Origin of the sequence: Streptomyces sp. NPDC051180 (assembly GCF_040689545.1) — a bacterium.
Classification (GTDB): domain Bacteria; phylum Actinomycetota; class Actinomycetes; order Streptomycetales; family Streptomycetaceae; genus Streptomyces.
On sequence record NZ_JBFBBC010000009.1, the window covers coordinates 233,958 to 250,819 of the forward strand.

The window sequence follows — 16,862 nt, forward strand, 5'->3', positions numbered from 1 at the left end:
ATCCCCTCAGGCGTCCTTCTCCATGCCCGGGCGCAGTCGCGCCAGCAGGCCGTAGAGCGTCGTGCTGTCCTCCGCGCCGAGCGTGTCGAGGGCGCCGTGGGTGGCCTGCATCTCCTCGCGGACCCGCCGGATGACCTCCCGGCCCTCGTCCGTGGCCACCACGTTCTTGACCCGCCGGTCGGCGGGGTCGGGCTCCCGGCGCACCAGACCGCGGGCCTCCAGGCGGTCCACGATCCCCGTCACGTTCGACGCGTCGCACACCAGCAGGGTCGCGAGGGCGCGCATCGGCAGCGGTCCGCCCAGCTGGGCGAGGACCTTGGCCTGCGTGGACGTGAGGCCGTGGTGCGCCGCGGCGGCGGCGAAGTCGCGCCACTGGGCGGTGCCGATGGCGGCGAGGAGTTCCAGCAGCTGGAGCTTGGTGGGCGTCTCGGAGGTCGTCGCGCTCATGCTTCGAGCGTACTCACGATGCTTGACATTATCAATTGTTTACTTGACCTCCTCAAGTATCGGGGTCTACCTTCGACGAATTACTTGATGTCATCAAAGATCTATGACCTGAAGCACCGAGAAGGCCCCCACTCATGAGCCATGTGACTCCCCCGCCCGCCGGAGAGCAGCGACGCGAGACGCTCGTCGTCTTCGCGCTCAGCCTCGCCGCCATGGTCGTGTCGATGATGCAGACCCTGCCGGTCCCGATTCTCGGCCTCATCCGCACCGACCTGGGCACCACGACCGCCGGCGTCAGCTGGGTGACCACCGCCACGCTCCTCTCGGCGGCCGTCTTCACCCCGCTGCTCGGCCGCTTCGGCGACCAGCACGGCAAGAAGCCCACCCTGGTGGCCGTCCTCGGCGTCATGGTCGCCGGCTCCGTCATCGCGGCCCTGGCGACCTCGCTCCCCGTGCTGATCCTGGGCCGCGTCCTCCAGGGCGCCGCCACCGCGATCTTCCCGCTCGCCCTGTCCGTGCTCCGCGAGGAGGTCCGCCCGCAGAAGCTGCCCGGCGCGATGTCCCTCGTCAGCGGCACCCTCGCCTTCGGCAGCGGTCTCGCCCTCGTCGCCACCGGCCTGCTCACCTCCGGCTCGGACGCCGACTACCGCAGCGCCTTCTGGATGGCGACGGCCTTCGCCGTGCTCGCCCTGCTCGCGGTCGTCCTGCTGGTCCCCGCGACCCGCCACAAGACCGGCGGCCGTACCGACTTCCTCGGCGCGCTCACCCTGGGCGTCACCCTGCTGCTGCTCCTGCTGCCCATCTCCCAGGGCCACGAGTGGGGTTGGACCTCCGGCCGCACCCTCGGCAGCTTCGCCGGCGCGGCCGTCATGACCGTCGTCTGGGTCCTCACCGAGCTCAAGGTCCGCGAACCCCTCGTGGACATGCGGATGTTCGTCCACCGCCCGGTCCTCATGGCCAACCTGGCCGGCGTCCTCGTCGGCTTCGGCATGTTCGCGAACTTCCTGGGCGTCTCCTACCTCGTCCAGATGCCCGAGGCCCTCACCGGTTACGGCTTCGACGCCTCCATCCTGCGCGCCTCCGTCGAGTTCCTCCTGCCGGGCGCGATCGTCTCGCTGCTCGCCTCCCCCATCGGCGGCCAGCTGGTCCGCCACCGCGGGCCGCGGACCGCGCTCACCCTGGCCGCCGCGCTGGGCGCCCTGGGCTTCGCCTGGCTGGCCCTCGACCACGGCCACATCGCCTCGGTGATCGGCGCCGGCGTCGTCGTCGGCGCGGCCGTCAGCTTCGGCTACGCCGCCATGCCCGCCGTCATCATGTCGAGCGTCCCGCACCACCAGAGCGGCATCGCCAACGGCATCAACTCCATCTCCCGCTCCACCGGCAGCGCCATCGGCAGCGCCGTCGTCACCACGATCCTGGCGTCGCAGACCCTGGAGCACCTGCCCGCCGGCGTCCCCGCACTCCCCGCCGAGTCCGGCTTCACGCTCACCTTCTGGATCGGCGCCGCGGCCTTCGCGCTCGTCGCGGTCATCGCCCGGGTCGGCCTGCGGGGCGGCCACGCCCCCCGTACGGCTCCGGTGACCACGCCCGCCCCCGAGAAGGCGGAGGCGGCCGCGGTCTGAGCCGTGGCGTGCGAGGGGCCGGGCGCGTCGGACGACGCACCCGGCCCCTCGCCGTCTCCGGCCCGGTCAGACGCGGTCGGCCGCGATCAGGACGTACTGGAACGAGCCGTCCTTGTACGACTCGATGAACGCCTCCTCGATCCCCGTGACCAGCGACGACGTGGCGCGCAGCTCCCAGTACGGGAGGGTGTCGGGGGTCAGGTCGACGACGGCCTGCGGGACGAGGCGGTTGTCGGCCATGGCCTTGAGGTACTCGCGGCGGGAGTGGATGTTGCACTCGAAGTGCGCGTTGATCTGGGAGACCCACTTCGAGGGCTGGCCGTAGCGCGGGTTCCAGCAGCCGGTGATGGTCACGTAGCGGCCGCCGACCTTGAGGAACCGGGAGTGCTCGGCGAAGAGGTCGTCGAGGTCGACGTACATGCTCGACTCGTTGTTCCACGAGGCGGCGATGCCGCCCTTCTCGAAGGGGGTGTCGAGCATGTTGCAGACGCGGGCGCGGACGTGGTCGTCGATGCCCAGCTCCTTCGCGCGCCGGTTGCCGAAGTCGGCCTGCGTGGAGGAGAGGGTGACGCCCTCGACCTTGCAGCCGAAGCGCTGGTGGGCCATGACGCTCGAACCGCCGCGGCCGCAGCCGGCGTCGACGAGCGTGTCCGCGGTGCCGACGGCTCCGAGGTGATCGAGGAGCACCTCGGCCTGCGCCGACTCCAGCCGGTGCAGTTCGGCGATCAGCTTCTTCTCGTACTCGCTGTCCTGGGGGTCCCCGAGGGCGGCGTGGTCGACGGCACCGATGCCGTAGTGGTGGTGGTAGAGCCCGTCGACGTCACCCAGGCGCAGGTTCACGGGCCTGGCCTCCTGGTTCCAGTAGCGGGCGATGTCGCCCTGGTAGGGGGACGCCGGACCCGGGACGAACGCGGAGATGCCCTGGGCGGTGGTGAGCTCGGTGTTGGTCACAGATGATTCCATTTCTTACCAGAAGTCGGGCAGGCTGTAGCGGTAGGTATTGGTCTGGTGCCAGTGGTGGTTGCCGTCGATCCACGTGGCCACGCCCCGCAGGAAGCGCTGCACGGTGACGACGGGACAGGCGGCCGCCAGGGCGGCGGCCTCGGCCTCGAAGGCGCGCATGAGGTCGTTGTGGACCTCGACGGCCTTGAGGTAGCCGTCCTGCTCGGAGAGGTTCTCCCGGTCCGAGAGCACCACCGGCAGGTTCAGGTGACGGCCGGGAGCGGCCAGTTCCTTGGTGTACGAGTACAGGTCGTTCACGATCGTGCAGGCGTTCCCGGCGAGGGCGATGACCCGCTGCATCGCCGGCTGGGCGTGCAGGTCCGCGGGCAGCTCGTAGCCGCCGACGGTGTCGGTGATCGTGGGACACGGACGGAAGTTGTTGAACTGCCGCATCACCAGGTACTCCCACACCTCCGGGGTGTGGTCCGTCTGGGCCCAGGCACCCTCGGCGAGGTATCCCAGGTGGAGCCGGGCCATGTCGTGCCGGAAGCGGTCGGCCTGCGAGGGCGTGGCCTGCCGGACGAAGTACTCCATGGCCGAGCGGTACGCCCGCCGCGGGGCGTCCGCGTGCAGCGACTCCTCCCACGGCGCCTGGTACTCGCCCGTCGTGTGCAGCGGGTCCAGCGCGGTGTGCGCGAGGAGAAGGCGGCCGCCGAGGCCGATGGGCGAGCCTCCGTGGTCCTCGCAGTAGCAGTCGTCGACCGCGTTCTCGGCCACCATCAGGCGCGTGGCGATCATGAGGTGGTCGACGGTCGGGGCGTCCGGATGGCAGGCCACCATGTACTTCCCGACGGAGAACCCGTCGAACTGCTTCTCCCACTCCTCGGGGAAGAGCTCGACCTCCTCGACCGCCCACTCCTTGATCCTGCGGCCGATCTCGGCCACCCGCACCGGGTCGGGCTCCGGCACAGGGTGGTAGTAGAGACCGGGGATCTCCAGCACCTCCGCCGGCGCCTCGACCGCCTCGGCAGCGGCCGGCCGCGCGGGGCGGGCCAGGCTCAGGGCCGCCGTGCCCAGGCCGGAGGGACCTCTCAGGATCCGCTCCAGGCCGGGCCCCGGCGTCGCCGGCGCGGCGGGAGCGGGGACGTCCGGAGCCGTGACGGCGGGCGGCCCCGGAACGACGGGGGCGGGAAGGACCGGCGCAGGCGCGGCGGCCGCAGGGGTGGGCGGGGTCGCCGCGGCCACCTCGGCGACGGCCTCGGCGACGGCCTCCCCTGCGGCGTCGGGACCGGCGGCCCGGGCCCGTCCGAGGACATGCGCCCCGAAGTGGGCCGCGGCGGTGGGGAGGGTCGACTGCAGGGGGGAAGGCCCGGGCTCGGGCATCCGTTGCTCCTTGCTGGAATGGGTGGTCTGTCGCGGATCCGGGGCACGCCCGCCCGGCCCGGAAGGGTCCGGGCTGTCGGGTGGGCCGGCGCCGGGTCGGCCGCGCGTCAGTCGCGCCTGCGGGCGATCTGCACGTTCTCCAGCACACCGAGCGCGTTGGGCACCAGGATCGCGGCGGAGTAGTAGGTGGTGACCAGGTACGACATGATCGCCTGCTCGCTGATGCCCATGAAGCGCACCGAGAGGCCCGGCTCGTACTCCTCCGGAAGACCGGTCTGGCGCAGCCCGATGACGCCCTGGTTGTCCTCGCCGAGGCGCATGGCCAGGATCGAGCTGGTGTTCTCCTTGCTGATGGGGATCTTGTTGCACGGGAGGATCGGGACCCCGCGCCAGGCGGGGACGCGCTGCCCGTGGAGCTCGACGGTGTCGGGGTAGAGCCCGGCGGCGTTCCACTCGCGGCCGATCGCCGCGATCGTGCGGGGGTGGGCGAGGAACAGCTTGGTGCCGCGGCGGCGGCAGAGCAGCTCGTCGAGGTCGTCCGGGGTGGGCGGGCCGGCGTGCGGCTGGATCCGCTGCTTGAAGTCGGCGTTGGCGAGGAGGCCGAACTCCGGGTTGTTGACCAGCTCGTGCTCCTGGCGCTCGCGCAGCGCCTCGATCGTCAGCCTGAGCTGCTCCTCCGTCTGGTTCATCGGCCCGTTGTAGAGGTCGGCGACCCGGGTGTGGACCTTCAGGACGGTCTGGGCGACGGAGAGTTCGTACTCGCGCGGCTTGAGCTCGTAGTCCACGAAGGCACCGGGCAGGGCGACTTCGCCGGTGTGGCCCGCCGACATCGCGATCTCGGCCTCGCCGTGCTTGTTCTGCCTCTGCCGGGGCAGCGATCCGAACTCCGCCAGGTGTCCCTGGAGTCCGGGCGCCTGGGACACCACGGAGGCGAAGTCGGCGCGGGACAGGGTGAGAAGGGTTCCGGCCGTCTCGGCGGTCGCGGTGTGGTCCCAGGTGGCGTCGGCGTCCAGCAGGGCGTTCTCGCCGAAACGGTCGCCGTCGGCGAGCACCGCGACCGCGACCTCGTCGCCGTACTTGCCGACGGAGGTCTGTCCGATCCTGCCGTGGGCGATCAGGTGGATCTGCTCGGCCCGGGCGCCGCGCTCGACCAGCACCTCGCCGGCGCGGAAGTCGCGCTGGACGCAGCGGTCGGCGATCGCGGCGAGTACGGCGTCGTCCTCGAAGCCGCGCAGCAGGGCCAGTTCGCCGAGCTCGCGGGGGATCACCCGGACGCGGCTCCCGTCCTGGACGAACTCGATGCGCCCGTCGCCGACGGTGTAGCTCAGCCGGCGGTTCACCCGGTAGGCGCCGCCCTTGGTCTCGACCCACGGCAGCATCCGCAGCAGCCAGCGGGAGCTGATCTCCTGCATCTGCGGCGCGGACTTGGCGGTGGTGGCGAGGTTGCGCGCTGCCGCGGTGCTCAGGCTGGACTGGCGGGGCGGGTCCACCTGGACGTCCGGGCCGGTCTCGACGGTCATGGGTGCGGGCTCTCCTTCTCAGGGGCGGTCCGGCGTATGCACGCCGATCGGGGCAGGACGCATGAAAGAGGGTCAAACTCCGGGAATTCGTCCAGATCCCGGGGAACAGTAACGGCCGGTAAGCCCGGCCCGCCCGCAGAGTTCGGGGCCATTACCCCGATGCAGTGATCTTGTTTCATTGGTGGTTTATCCGTCCGACCAGCGGCATTCGAGCCAGTTGGCCGAGCGCACCCCGGCCCGTCGGGCCGGAAGGGGCCCGTTCCGGTGGTTTGGCCGAACTCCGTGTAGACCGCATAGGTGCCTGAGGCATGTAGTGGAGACGGCGATCCACGTCAGAGCCACCGATGCGCGCTTGCGAGGCCCCCATGTCGAAAGCCATGACGTTCCCCCAGGACCGGACCTGCCCCTACCACCCGCCCGCCGCCTACCCCCGCGTCCACGACGGGCGACCGCTCTCGCGCGTCACCCTCTGGGACGGGCGGGCGGTGTGGCTCGTCACCGGGCACACGGCCGCCCGGAGCCTGCTGGCCGACCCCCGGCTGTCCACCGACTCCACCCGTGAGGACTTCCCCCTGCCCACCGAACGGGCCGCGACCCTGCGCCGCCGCCGGCGCGCCGCGCTGCTCGGCTGGGACGACCCCGAGCACAACGCCCAGCGGCGGATGCTGATCCCGAGCTTCACCCTGAAGCGCGCCGAGGGGCTGCGGCCCCGCATCCAGGAGACCGTGGACCGGCTCCTGGACGCGGTGGAGGCCCAGGGGCCGCCGGCCGAGCTGGTCTCCTCCTTCGCGCTGCCGGTCCCGTCCATCGTGATCTGCGACCTGCTCGGCGTGCCGTACGCGGACCACGACTTCTTCGAGGAGCAGTCGCGCCGGCTGCTGCGCGGGCCGACGGGCGCGGACACCGAGGACGCGCTCGCCCTCCTGGAGGGGTACCTCGGGGACCTGATCGACGCCAAGCGCCGCAGGCCCGGCGAGGGCGTCCTGGACGACCTGGTCGGCCGTGGTTCCGGCGACGACGGGCCGGCACGCCAGGAACTGGTGGAGCTCGCCACCATCCTGCTGGTCGCGGGGCACGAGACCACGGCCAACATGATCTCCCTCGGTACGTACACCCTGCTGCGCCACCCCGAGCGCCTCGCCGAACTCCGGGCGGACCCCTCGCTCGTACCGGCCGCCGTCGAGGAGCTGCTGCGGTTCCTTTCGATCGCCGACGGACTGCTCCGGGTGGCGCGCGAGGACGTCGATGTCGACGGGACCGTCATCCGGGCGGGCGAGGGCGTGGTGTTCTCGACGTCCGTCATCAACCGGGACACCGTCGCCTACCCGGATCCGGACACCCTCGACTGGGAGCGCTCGGCCCGCCACCACGTCGCGTTCGGCTTCGGCATCCACCAGTGCCTCGGGCAGAACCTCGCCCGCGCGGAGCTGGAAATCGCCCTCGGCACGCTGCTGCGCCGGCTGCCGGGGCTGCGTCTGGCCGTGCCCGCCGACGAGATCCCCTTCAAACCGGGGGACACGATCCAGGGGATGCTCGAACTCCCCGTCACCTGGTGAGGGGAGGACCGCCATGCGTGTCTCGATCGACGGCGCCGTCTGCATCGGCGCCGGCCAGTGCGCCCTGACCTCCCCCGACGTCTTCACCCAGGACGACGACGGCTTCGGCACGGTGCTGCCGGGCCGGGAGGACGGAGGCGGCGGGGCGATGGTGCGGGTGGCCGCCCACGCCTGCCCCGTACGCGCGATCACGGTCCACGAGACCGGAGGGGCGCCCCGTCCGTGACGGCGGACCGGCACCGTGCCGAGGGGCGCGGTGCCGGTCCGGGGGTCGGGGGCCTGCGGGGCGGTCCGTCAGGCGGAGACCTCGGGGAGCAGGCCGGTGGCCGGCGCGGCCAGGTCGGTGAGCTGGTGCAGCTGGTGCAGGTCGTTGACCCGGTTCAGGCCGCCCAGCTGCTCGGCGATGCCCGGGAGGCGGTCGCGGGACTCCTCGGGGATGCCGGTCGCCGTGAGGGAGTCGAGCTCGGCGACGGGGCTGATCGGCGGGCCCAGCGGGCCGGTGGCGGCGACCGCTTGGGTCGCGGCGCCACCGAGGCAGGAGAAGGCGGCGGCGACGGCCAGGACGGAGGACATGCGTCGGGTTGAGATCACACCCCACACAACGGATCGGGGCGCCGACGGACACGGTCCCGCCCCGCGCGCACCCTCCGAACGGGGGTCCCACGGAAAACCCCGGCCGCGGGGGCCGGGGTGACCTGGTGGGGCGAGGAAAGCGAGGAGGCTATACAGGGAGTGTGGAGAAGGAAGCCCCCTCATGGCCTCGCCCGGGACGACCGTAGCACTCAGGCGGGGACGAGGTCGCGCAGGTTTTCCGGGGTGAGGACGCGGGTGCCCGGGGGCAGTCCGGCGGGGCGCTCCAGACCGATGTACGTGACCGGGCCCTCGGGCGCTCGCCCGGCCTCCCAGGGGTCCGCCGCGCCGTCCCGGAGACTGCTGGTCGTGGCGGACTCCGCCATCAGCCCGACCAGATGGCGGACCGTCAGGGGGGTGCGGGCGAGGAGGGCGCCGAGCAGCACCGCGACCGACACCCGGTTCTCCTCGACCCGGTTCGACGAGGGCCGGCCCCTGAGGTACAGGTGCAGCCAGCGCGCGTGCCAGCGGCCGTCGGCGTCCCGCTGGAAGGCCAGCGGCAGTGCGACCCGACCGGGGCCGCGCAGGTCGGACTTCATGCGGACGGTCCGGGGTTCGAAGGGCCGGCCCGCCTGCTCGGCGTCCCGCAGCATGTAGCCGAAGAACGACTCCTCGACCTCGTCGAAGCCCTCCCCCGAGAAGACGTTCACCTGCGGGACGACGAACGTGCCGCGGACGGCTCCGAGCCGCAGGTCGATGAACTCGGACGCGCCGTCGGGGGCTTCGGTGACGTCGCCGGAGTGCGTGCCCTCGACTGCGGTGAGGGCGGTGTACGACAGCCATCCCACCGTCGCGAGGGAGGCGTCGAGGACGAGCGCCGACAGGTCGTGGTCCGTGGTGTGCCGCGCCTCCTTCCAGTAGGTGAAGAAACGCAGCAGGTCGCCCTCGACGGGCGAGACGGAGCCGCGCGGCAGGACGCCGAGACCGGCCGCGGTCGCCCGGCCGCCGAGCGGGAGGGCCACGTCGAGGACGGCGGGGTCGACGAGCAGGTGTCCCGGCGCCGGCAGCCGGCGGCGCGTCTCGTCGTCCAGGAGCGCGGTGAGCCGTTCGCGTACGGACTCGGGCAGGGGCGGCCGGGTGTCGGCGGCGACCCAGGCGCCGCCGCTCCCGCTGACGAACACCCGCCGGCGCTCGCCCTCTCCGGTCCGGTTCAGGAGGTGCTCGCGGAGGGAGAGCAGGACGCGGCCGGCGACCTGCGGTGCGACCCGGGCGGCGGCGGCCAGTACGCTCTCCCGTTCGCCGGGCCCGTCCGCCGTGCGGAGCAGGCGGTCGAGCGCGCGGAAGAGCCGGCCGGGAGCCGCGGTCAGCAGCTCCGCCGCCCCGGTGACGTCTCCGCGGCCGAGGTGCTCCTCGACCAGGCTGTCGAGGGACGGGGCGTCCTTCTCGCCCCGGGCGACGGCGAAGACGTCGGCGGCGTGCGGCCGGTGCGGGTACTCGTGCGGGTGCAGCCGCTCGCCGAGCCGCTTCCACGCCTCGCGGTGCGCGCGGACGTCGGCGAGCTTGGCGGGAGAGGCGGCGACGACCGCGTCGAGGCCGGCGAGCAGGGCGCGGCGGACCGGGCGGGACATTCCGCGCAGGCGGGTCGGTTCCCGCAGGGAGACGTCGCCGTCGGAGAGGGCGCAGGCGAGTCGGAGGACGTCGGTGACGGTGTCGAGGAGGAGGTCGGCGCCGACCGCGAGCCGGGCCCGGTTGACGACGGCGCGGTTCTCGCGGACCGGGATGGCGGCCGGCTGGGGCGCGTCGGCGCAGTGCTCGGCGAGCACGGCGAGGTCCTGGAGGCGCTCCGCGCCGAGGGGTGTCGTGCTGCCGGCGAGGGTGATGTAGAGGGCGGCGGCCTCCTCGTCCGCGGTGCCGCCGAGGTGCAGCACCGTCAGGCGGTCGCCCGCGCCGGCGATCAGCTCGTCGTGGGCGGCGAGCATCTCCTCGTAGGTGTGCCGGTAGGTGCCGTAGGCGGGCAGGGTGAGCAGGTCGACCTCGCCGGCGCGCAGCTGCGCGGCCGTGGTGGCATGGGTCCTCGGGTCGCTCAGCGCCTCGGCGACGCAGGCCGCCCAGAAGTCGTGCGTGGCGGGCACGTTGGCCGGGAAGTCCACGAAGTACGCGTTGTGCCGCACGTGGTCGCCGACCATCTCGCGGACGGTGTCCAGCGCGCGGGCCGCGAGCGCGACGACCGTCTCCGGCGGCCGCGCGGAGAGCTCCGCGAGGAGTGCGGTCGAGAGCGTGAAGCCGACGGAGAGCAGGGCGGCGTCGAACTGGCGCGCCGCGACGGTTCCGGCGGCGTCGGTCGTCCCGGCGCGCTCGGCCGCTCCGGCCCGGTCCGCCGCCCCGTCGCCGGTCGCCGCCGCGGCGGCGCGGGCCGGGACGGGGAGCCGGAGGGTGTGGCGGACGACCATGCGTTCGAGACCGTGGACCATGGCGGCATGCTGTCAGCCCCGCGCGGGCTCTCGCACGCGGATTTCCCGGCCCGCCGCCCGGCTTCGCCGCGGCCGCCCCCGCGTCCGGCGACCGGGCGGTCAGCCGAAGTCGGGGATGGGGTGGTCCGGGGCGAGGGCGGCGGCGATGCGTTGGGCGATCAGGTGGGCGCTGTGTCCGCCCGCCGCGTCGGGCCCGTTCGTGGTGGAGACGGCGAGGGACAGACGCTGGGACGGAAGGTACGCCATCGAGGCCGAGTAGCCGAAGAACAGAGGGTGTTGGGCCACCCAGTCGCCCAGGACGAGCAGGCCCGCGCCGTAGTGGGTGGCCTCGGTGTTCGCGAGGCAGACCGTCGCCGGGCAGGTCTTCGTGGGCCGGCCCAGACCGACCGTCCCCGGGTTCAGCAGCTCCCGGTACCCGGCCGGGGAGAGCAGCCGGCCGGAGCCGATCCCGGCGGCCGAGCGGGCCAGGTCGCAGATGTCGGTGGTCTGCACCGCGCCGGGGGCCGTGGTCCACGAGGGGTTCCAGAAGGTGGACTCCTCGTACGTCCCCCGGTCGGCGGCGAAGGCGTGCAGGACGGGGGCGGGGATCTCCGGGGTGACGGCGTTGCGGGTCTCGCGCAGCCCGAGCGGCCCGAGGACCTCCTCCTGGAGCAGGACGTCGAGCCGGGTGCCGGTGATCTTCTCCAGGGCCTCGCCCAGGAGGACGAAGTTGGCGTGCGAGTAGCTCCAGTTGGTGCCCGGCTCGTACCACCGCTCCCTGCTCGTCGCGAGGGCGACCAGTTCCTTCGCCGTCCACTGGCGGAACGGGTCGGCGGCGACGGCTCGCTGGAACTCCGGCAGGCGGACGTAGTCGACGAGACCGGTCGTGGAGGCGGCCAGCATGCGCAGGGTGATCCGGTCGCCGTCCGCGAGACCGGGCAGCCAGCGTGCGACGGGGTCGTCGAGGCCGACCCTGCCCTGGTCGACCAGGCGCAGCAGCGCCGTGCCCAGGTAGCTGATGGCCACGTTGCCGTTCCGGAAGTGCAGGGCGGGCGTGGCAGGCACCCCCGTCATCGACTCGCCGAGCGCGGTGGTGACGATCTCCCGTCCGTCGACGGTGACGCGCACGATGACGGACTTCAGGCCCATCTCGGCCTTCGCCCGCTCGGCGATCCGTCGGACGTCGCGGGCCGGACCCCGGTCGGGCACCTTCGACGCCACGCAGGGCCGCCGGTGCCCCGCCGTGCCGGGCGCCGTACCGGCGGCCGGCACGGCGGCGCCGATCACGCCGAGGGCGAGCAGTGCGGTGAGCGCGGCGAGGCGCGCGCGGGACGGGGTGCGGGCTGGGCTCATGGTCGGAGTATCGGCAGGCCCCCGCGCGCCCGGGGACGTACGCGGCTCCGACCCGCGCGAACATCACCCGTCAGGCCCGCCGGTGCGGAAGGGTGCGCGTCGGCTCGGTCTCACCGGCGTCCGGTGCACGGGCGAGGAGGCGGGTCCACAGGGGGCGGCCCGAGGGGCACCCGCTCCGGCGTACGGTGTCGCGCTCCCCCGTCGTCATGCCGTCCGGGGCGGCGGGGGCGGCGGGATCGCCCAGCGCAGGGCCCCGGTGACCGCGCGGCCTCCGGGGCGGGCCAGCGGCAGGGTGAGACGGGTGGCGACGGGCGGGTCGAGGGCCGCCGCGGCCCAGGCGGGGAGCAGGTCGACCGCGGCGGCCGCCAGGAACGTGTAGGGGAGGCGGACGAGCGGCGGCAGCGGGGGTTCCGACAGCAGGAAGCGGGCCGCCGAGCGGGACTCGGAGGTGGCGCGGAGTTCGGGACGGTACTCGGCCAGGCGGGCCGTCAGTTGTGCCCGCGTGACGGGCGGGCGTTCCACGCCGAGGCGGCGGGCCACCCGGGCCATGTCGGCGACGTACCCGTCCGCCTGGTCCGGGCGCAGCGGCGCACGCCCGTAGCGCTGGTGGGCGTGGAGGAAGCAGGCCGTCTCGGCGACGTGGACCCAGCCGAGGAGGTGCGGGTCCGAGGCGTGGTACGGCACACCCTCGGAGGTCGTGCCCCGGATCCGCTCGTGGACGGCCCGGACCCGCCGCACCGCCTCGTCCGCGTCCCGGGCGGTCCCGAAGGTCGTGACGGCGAGGAACGTACTCGTCCGCTGGAGGCGCCCCCACGGGTCGCCCTGGAAGCCCGAGTGGGCCGCGACCGCCGCCATCGCGGTGGGGTGCAGCGACTGGAGGAGCAGGGCGGCGAGACCGCCGACGTACATCGAGGCGTCCCCGTGCACGATCCGTACGGGACGGTCGGGGCCGAACCAGCGCGGACCGGGCGTGCCGTGGATGCGGTCCCGCTTCCGGTGCGCCTCGGGACCCGCGACCCGGTGGAGGAGGGCGTCACCGGCCCGCTCCCGCAGGGCGCCGACGTACGGCGGTGACCGGAGCACACCCCCAGTATGCCCCCGTGCCGGCGCCGGAGGGGGCGGACGGCGCCCCGGAGAACCGCTTTCCCGTCACGAGGCAACCGGCCCCGGCCCGTTGCCGTCCTCCCGGGGCAGAGGGGCGCGGGGAGGCCGGGGGCCGGCGGCGACCGGGGTTTCCCGAGGGAATGCCGCGCGGGCCGGCGGCGGCCCCGTGCCCCACCGACCGATCGTGAGGAAGACCGCTTTGATACGTGTCACACGCGCCGCGGCCACCGCCGCGGCGTTACTCGCGCTGGCCGCGGTGGCGCCCGGGCCGGCGTTCGCCGGGCCCGCCGCGGCGGACCCGTCCGCCGCGTCCGCCGGAAACCGTCCCGGCGACGGCGGACTCCCCGAAGGCTGGCGGGTCGGCGGGAGCGGGGCGGACCGGCAGCTGGTGTGGACGTCGCCCGGACCGGTCCCGGCGGGCGACGCCCGGGTGGAGTTCCACCTCGGCGACCGGCTGCTCGGCCGGCCGGTGCCCTCGCCGGACGGCCGCACCTTCCGGCTGCCGCTCGGCGGCACCCGGCTGACGGAGGGGGCGCGGCTGCGGGTGACGGCCGCCGGACGGCGCCTCGACGCGGCCGCTCCCGCGCGCGCCGCGGCCGAGCGTCCCGACGTGCCGTCCGCCGTGCCGCCGCCCCCGCTGCCGGTGAACGCCGTCGACCCCGGAGTGCCGGGGCGTTTCGCCACCGTGACCAGCCGCTACGACCTGGCACCCGTCCGGCTGCCGGGCTTCGCCGAACCCGTCGAGATGCGCGCCGTCGTGGTGGGACCGGCGGGCGCGCCGGGGAAGCGCCCCGTGGCGCTCTTCCTGCACGGCCGCCACAGCACCTGCTACGCCCCCGGCACCGAGGACGTCCGCCTCATGTGGCCCTGCGAGGCGGGGACGGTGCCGATACCGAGCCACGAGGGATACCTGCGGGCCCAGCGGCTCCTGGCCTCACAGGGGTACGTCACGGTGTCGGTGTCCGCCAACGGCGTCAACGGCCAGGACCACCTCGCCGAGGACGGCGGCGCCCAGGCCCGCTCGTCCCTGGTGCGGCTCCACCTGGCCCGCTGGGCGCAGTGGTCCGCGCACCGGTCGACCGCACCCGCCGCCGTCCGCGCCGTCCCGCCCGCCGACCTGTCGCGCGTGCTGCTCGTGGGCCACTCACGGGGCGGCGAGGGCGTCAACCGGGCCGCGATCGACAGCCTCACCCCGCCGCCCGCAGCCCAGGACGGCCACCACGGGCCCGTCCGGTGGACGATCCGCGGCACCGTCCCGATCGGGCCCACGATCTTCGGCCACAACCCGGCTCCCGACGTGCCGTCGATGACCGTCCTGCCGGGATGCGACGGCGACGTGTCCGACCTCCAGGGCCAGAACTTCGTCGACGGCACCCGGGGCGTCAGCAGCGGCACCGCCCTGCACAGCGCGGTCTACGTGGTCGGCGCCAACCACAACTTCTTCAACAGCGAGTGGACCCCGGGACAGGCGCAGGCGCCCGCCCTGGACGACTTCTCGTCCGAGGACGGCACCGACCCCGTCTGCTCCCCCGGCACGGCCACCCGGCTGACCGCCGAGCAGCAGCAGGCCGCGGGCGCCACCTATGTCGCGGCCGCCGCCCGGCTGTTCGTCGGCGGTGACGACCGCGTCCGCCCGCTCCTCGACGGCACCGGCCGCCGCGCCCCCTCGGCCGGCCCCGCCCGGGTCCTGGCCCACGCCGTCGGAGCGCACCGCACGCCGGTCGTGCTGCCGGACCCGACGCTCAGGGTGTCGGCGGGCGGCCGGCTCTGCGCCCAGGTCGACCCGGACGCGGCCCGCTCCTGCCTGTCGCCCGAAGAGGGCGGCGCGTCACCGCACTTCGCGTACTGGGACGCCTCGCCCGAACCGGGGCGCGACGCCGTCGCGCTGCGGTGGGAGCGCCCGGGCACCCCGGTGACGGTGCGCCCCGCGCGCGCCGTGTCCCTGGCCGGCGCCGACGCCCTGGCCCTGCGGCTGATCGTCCCGCCGAACACCACCGGCACCCTGCTCGACGTGTCCGTCACCGACGCCACGGGCCGCCGCGCGGACCTGGGCCGTACCCGGGTCGACGGACTCCCGGGCAGCGGGCGGACCGCCTCGTACTGGGCGCGCGAGGTCCGGGTGCCGCTGTCGGCCGCGCGCCGGTCCGGCCTGGACCTGCGGCGGATCACGGCCGTGTCGCTGACCCCGCGCGCCGGCGCCGGCCGGGCCTGGCTGATGGACGCCTGGGGCTGGCGCCCCGGCACGCCGGTCGTACGCCCCGCCCCGCTGGCACGGGTGGACATCGGCCGTCTGACGGTGAAGGAGGGCGACTCCGGGACCCGGACCTACCGGGTGCCGGTCACCGTCTCCGGTCGTGGCGGCGGCCAGGTCCGTCTCTTCCTCCCCCGGCCGGACACCGGCGAGGTCACGTCCCGCCTGGTCACCGTACGGCCGGGCCGTCATGACATCGACGTGCCGGTGGAGGTCCGGGGCAACACCCGCTACGGCTACGACGCGACGCGCGACGCCTTCGTGAAGGCGGTGCGCGGCACGGTGGTCGGCTCGCACCGCGGCGGGGTCACCGCGTTGAACGACGACGCCATGCCGACGCTCCGTCTCACTCCGGTGGCGGACGACGTGTCCGAAGGGGCGGCCCTGGGCTGGCGTCTGACGCTCTCCGACGTCGCCGACGCCGACATCACGGGCGAGGTGTCCTTCCTGGCACCGGCCGGGGGCCCCGAGCTCTCCACGGCCGACGTCGACCGCGCGTGGCTCGAGGAGCGTCTGGGCGGGCTGCCGGACCCGGCCGTACCGCTCTCCGAGGCGAGCCGGCTCGGCCTGTACCTGGCCGTCACCGTGCCCGCCGGGCAGACGGCAGCGGAGCTGTCCGTACCCACCGGCCGCGACGGTGTCGTCGAGCCCGCGGAGTTCCTGCGCGGGCGGCTGACCACGTACGACGGCTCCTGGCAGCCCGTGCCCGGACCGGAGTTCACGGGAACGGTCCGGGACGCGGCGTGACCGTGGCCTGACCGGCGGCCGGGGCCGTCGCGGAGCGATCCGCGGCGGCCCCGCTCGGGCCGGCCGGCCTCAGTCGACCGGCGTCAGGTCCGCCCACAGGGCGGCGGCGTCCGGCGACAGGGCGGCGATCTCCCGGCCCTGCGTCCGGCCGGTCCCGTCCCACCACACGCCCTGGCCGGGGGCCATCGTGTGCCCGTCGTCCCCGGCCCGCCAGCCGCCGCTCAGTACGTGGAACACCCCGGCGTGCCCGGCGGGCGGCGCGACCGGACCGGTGACCCGCTCCACCGCCGCCGCCCAACGGCCGCGCCTCGCCATGATGTTGAGCACCCGGCAGGATCCGCCGGGCAGCTCGGCCGTCAGCGCGAGGTCGCCGGAGAACGCGGTCGGCTCGCCGACCCGCGTCAGCAGCCGGTCGAACACCCCCGGAACCGTCAGCCGCACCCCGTCGCCCGCCACCAGGGTCAGGGTCCGGTCGACCCCGGGGAACGCCGAGAACGGCCCGTCCCGCTCGATGTCGGCGACGCTCGCCCGCCACCCGAACTCCTCGGCGCCCGACGGCCACGAGACGACCTCCCGGGTGGCGCCCCCGCCGTTGCGCCACCTTCCCGCCGTCAGGGTCTCGACATCGAAGGGGTGCATGGGTGCTCCTGGGCCGGTCGCGGTACGGAACCGGAGTCTATGCGGACGGCTCACCCGGCCTCCCGGTCCGCTCGGCGGATCGGTCCGGATGCGAGCCGGTTCCCTCCCGCGCGGGAAACGGCCAAGAGGAAGGACGTGCTCCGCCGTGAGGCCCGCAACGTGCCGGAATCCGGGCGCGGCCTGCCCCGAAGCCCGGCGCGGCGGGTCCGGCACACGCCGCCGTCGCGGAAGCATCGCCCTCCCGTCGTGGCCCCGTCACGGCTCCGTCGTCGTCCCAT

General features: G+C 74.4%; 13 protein-coding genes. 4 read left to right on the top strand and 9 right to left on the bottom strand.

Annotation, left to right across the window (positions count from 1 at the left end; genetic code table 11):
• Nucleotides 1–6: 6 nt before the first annotated feature.
• Nucleotides 7–447, bottom strand: coding sequence for a MarR family transcriptional regulator (locus AB0424_RS18585; RefSeq protein ID WP_366306656.1), 441 nt, complete (start codon nt 445–447; stop codon nt 7–9).
• A 134-nt stretch (nt 448–581) separates the two neighbouring features.
• Between AB0424_RS18585 and AB0424_RS18590 the strand changes: the two genes are divergently transcribed.
• Entirely contained in the window at nt 582–2,069 is a 1,488-nt protein-coding gene (locus AB0424_RS18590) for an MFS transporter (RefSeq protein ID WP_366306658.1), read from the top strand.
• 66 nt (nt 2,070–2,135) lie between these two features.
• On the opposite strand, the gene AB0424_RS18595 is transcribed toward AB0424_RS18590, so the two are convergent.
• The 3 genes from AB0424_RS18595 to AB0424_RS18605 all read right to left on the bottom strand — a co-directional run bounded on the left by AB0424_RS18595 (nt 2,136) and on the right by AB0424_RS18605 (nt 5,914).
• Nucleotides 2,136–3,032 carry a geranyl diphosphate 2-C-methyltransferase gene (locus AB0424_RS18595; RefSeq protein WP_366306660.1) on the bottom strand — a complete coding sequence of 299 codons (897 nt, stop codon included), beginning with the start codon at nt 3,030–3,032 and terminating at the stop codon, nt 2,136–2,138.
• Nucleotides 3,033–3,035: 3 nt separating this feature from the next.
• Nucleotides 3,036–4,394 carry a family 2 encapsulin nanocompartment cargo protein terpene cyclase gene (locus AB0424_RS18600; RefSeq protein ID WP_366306662.1) on the bottom strand — a complete coding sequence of 453 codons (1,359 nt, stop codon included), beginning with the start codon at nt 4,392–4,394 and terminating at the stop codon, nt 3,036–3,038.
• A gap of 107 nt (nt 4,395–4,501) precedes the next feature.
• The gene (locus AB0424_RS18605; RefSeq protein WP_366306664.1) at nt 4,502–5,914 is read right to left on the bottom strand and encodes a family 2B encapsulin nanocompartment shell protein; all 1,413 of its coding nucleotides are present in this window, start codon (nt 5,912–5,914) and stop codon (nt 4,502–4,504) included.
• A gap of 377 nt (nt 5,915–6,291) precedes the next feature.
• On the opposite strand from AB0424_RS18605, the gene AB0424_RS18610 reads away from it, so the two are divergent.
• On the top strand, nt 6,292–7,470 hold the full coding sequence (locus tag AB0424_RS18610) for a cytochrome P450 (protein WP_366306665.1): 1,179 nt from the start codon (nt 6,292–6,294) through the stop codon (nt 7,468–7,470).
• A 13-nt stretch (nt 7,471–7,483) separates the two neighbouring features.
• A complete protein-coding gene (locus AB0424_RS18615) occupies nt 7,484–7,696 on the top strand; it encodes a ferredoxin (RefSeq protein WP_366306667.1) in 213 nt (70 codons plus the stop codon).
• A 68-nt stretch (nt 7,697–7,764) separates the two neighbouring features.
• Here AB0424_RS18615 and AB0424_RS18620 read toward each other — a convergent pair whose 3' ends face one another.
• From AB0424_RS18620 to AB0424_RS18635, 4 genes are all read right to left on the bottom strand, one after another.
• Entirely contained in the window at nt 7,765–8,043 is a 279-nt protein-coding gene (locus AB0424_RS18620) for a hypothetical protein (protein ID WP_366306669.1), read from the bottom strand.
• 209 nt (nt 8,044–8,252) lie between these two features.
• Entirely contained in the window at nt 8,253–10,511 is a 2,259-nt protein-coding gene (locus tag AB0424_RS18625) for a hypothetical protein (RefSeq protein WP_366306671.1), read from the bottom strand.
• 99 nt (nt 10,512–10,610) lie between these two features.
• Nucleotides 10,611–11,843 carry a serine hydrolase domain-containing protein gene (locus AB0424_RS18630; protein ID WP_366306673.1) on the bottom strand — a complete coding sequence of 411 codons (1,233 nt, stop codon included), beginning with the start codon at nt 11,841–11,843 and terminating at the stop codon, nt 10,611–10,613.
• A 204-nt stretch (nt 11,844–12,047) separates the two neighbouring features.
• A complete protein-coding gene (locus tag AB0424_RS18635; protein WP_366306675.1) occupies nt 12,048–12,926 on the bottom strand; it encodes an oxygenase MpaB family protein in 879 nt (292 codons plus the stop codon).
• Nucleotides 12,927–13,146: 220 nt separating this feature from the next.
• On the opposite strand from AB0424_RS18635, the gene AB0424_RS18640 reads away from it, so the two are divergent.
• A complete protein-coding gene (locus AB0424_RS18640; RefSeq protein WP_366306677.1) occupies nt 13,147–15,945 on the top strand; it encodes a hypothetical protein in 2,799 nt (932 codons plus the stop codon).
• A gap of 69 nt (nt 15,946–16,014) precedes the next feature.
• Here AB0424_RS18640 and AB0424_RS18645 read toward each other — a convergent pair whose 3' ends face one another.
• Nucleotides 16,015–16,584: a HutD family protein gene (locus AB0424_RS18645; protein WP_366306679.1), complete on the bottom strand. Its 570-nt coding sequence runs from the start codon at nt 16,582–16,584 to the stop codon at nt 16,015–16,017.
• Nucleotides 16,585–16,862: the final 278 nt, after the last annotated feature.

Coding starts and splice junctions, on each gene's coding strand:
- AB0424_RS18585 (WP_366306656.1), bottom strand. CDS start 447: ATGAGCGCGACGACCTCCGAGACGCCCACCAAGCTCCAGCTGCTGGAA.
- AB0424_RS18590 (WP_366306658.1), top strand. CDS start 582: ATGAGCCATGTGACTCCCCCGCCCGCCGGAGAGCAGCGACGCGAGACG.
- AB0424_RS18595 (WP_366306660.1), bottom strand. CDS start 3,032: ATGGAATCATCTGTGACCAACACCGAGCTCACCACCGCCCAGGGCATC.
- AB0424_RS18600 (WP_366306662.1), bottom strand. CDS start 4,394: ATGCCCGAGCCCGGGCCTTCCCCCCTGCAGTCGACCCTCCCCACCGCC.
- AB0424_RS18605 (WP_366306664.1), bottom strand. CDS start 5,914: ATGACCGTCGAGACCGGCCCGGACGTCCAGGTGGACCCGCCCCGCCAG.
- AB0424_RS18610 (WP_366306665.1), top strand. CDS start 6,292: ATGACGTTCCCCCAGGACCGGACCTGCCCCTACCACCCGCCCGCCGCC.
- AB0424_RS18615 (WP_366306667.1), top strand. CDS start 7,484: ATGCGTGTCTCGATCGACGGCGCCGTCTGCATCGGCGCCGGCCAGTGC.
- AB0424_RS18620 (WP_366306669.1), bottom strand. CDS start 8,043: ATGTCCTCCGTCCTGGCCGTCGCCGCCGCCTTCTCCTGCCTCGGTGGC.
- AB0424_RS18625 (WP_366306671.1), bottom strand. CDS start 10,511: ATGGTCCACGGTCTCGAACGCATGGTCGTCCGCCACACCCTCCGGCTC.
- AB0424_RS18630 (WP_366306673.1), bottom strand. CDS start 11,843: ATGAGCCCAGCCCGCACCCCGTCCCGCGCGCGCCTCGCCGCGCTCACC.
- AB0424_RS18645 (WP_366306679.1), bottom strand. CDS start 16,584: ATGCACCCCTTCGATGTCGAGACCCTGACGGCGGGAAGGTGGCGCAAC.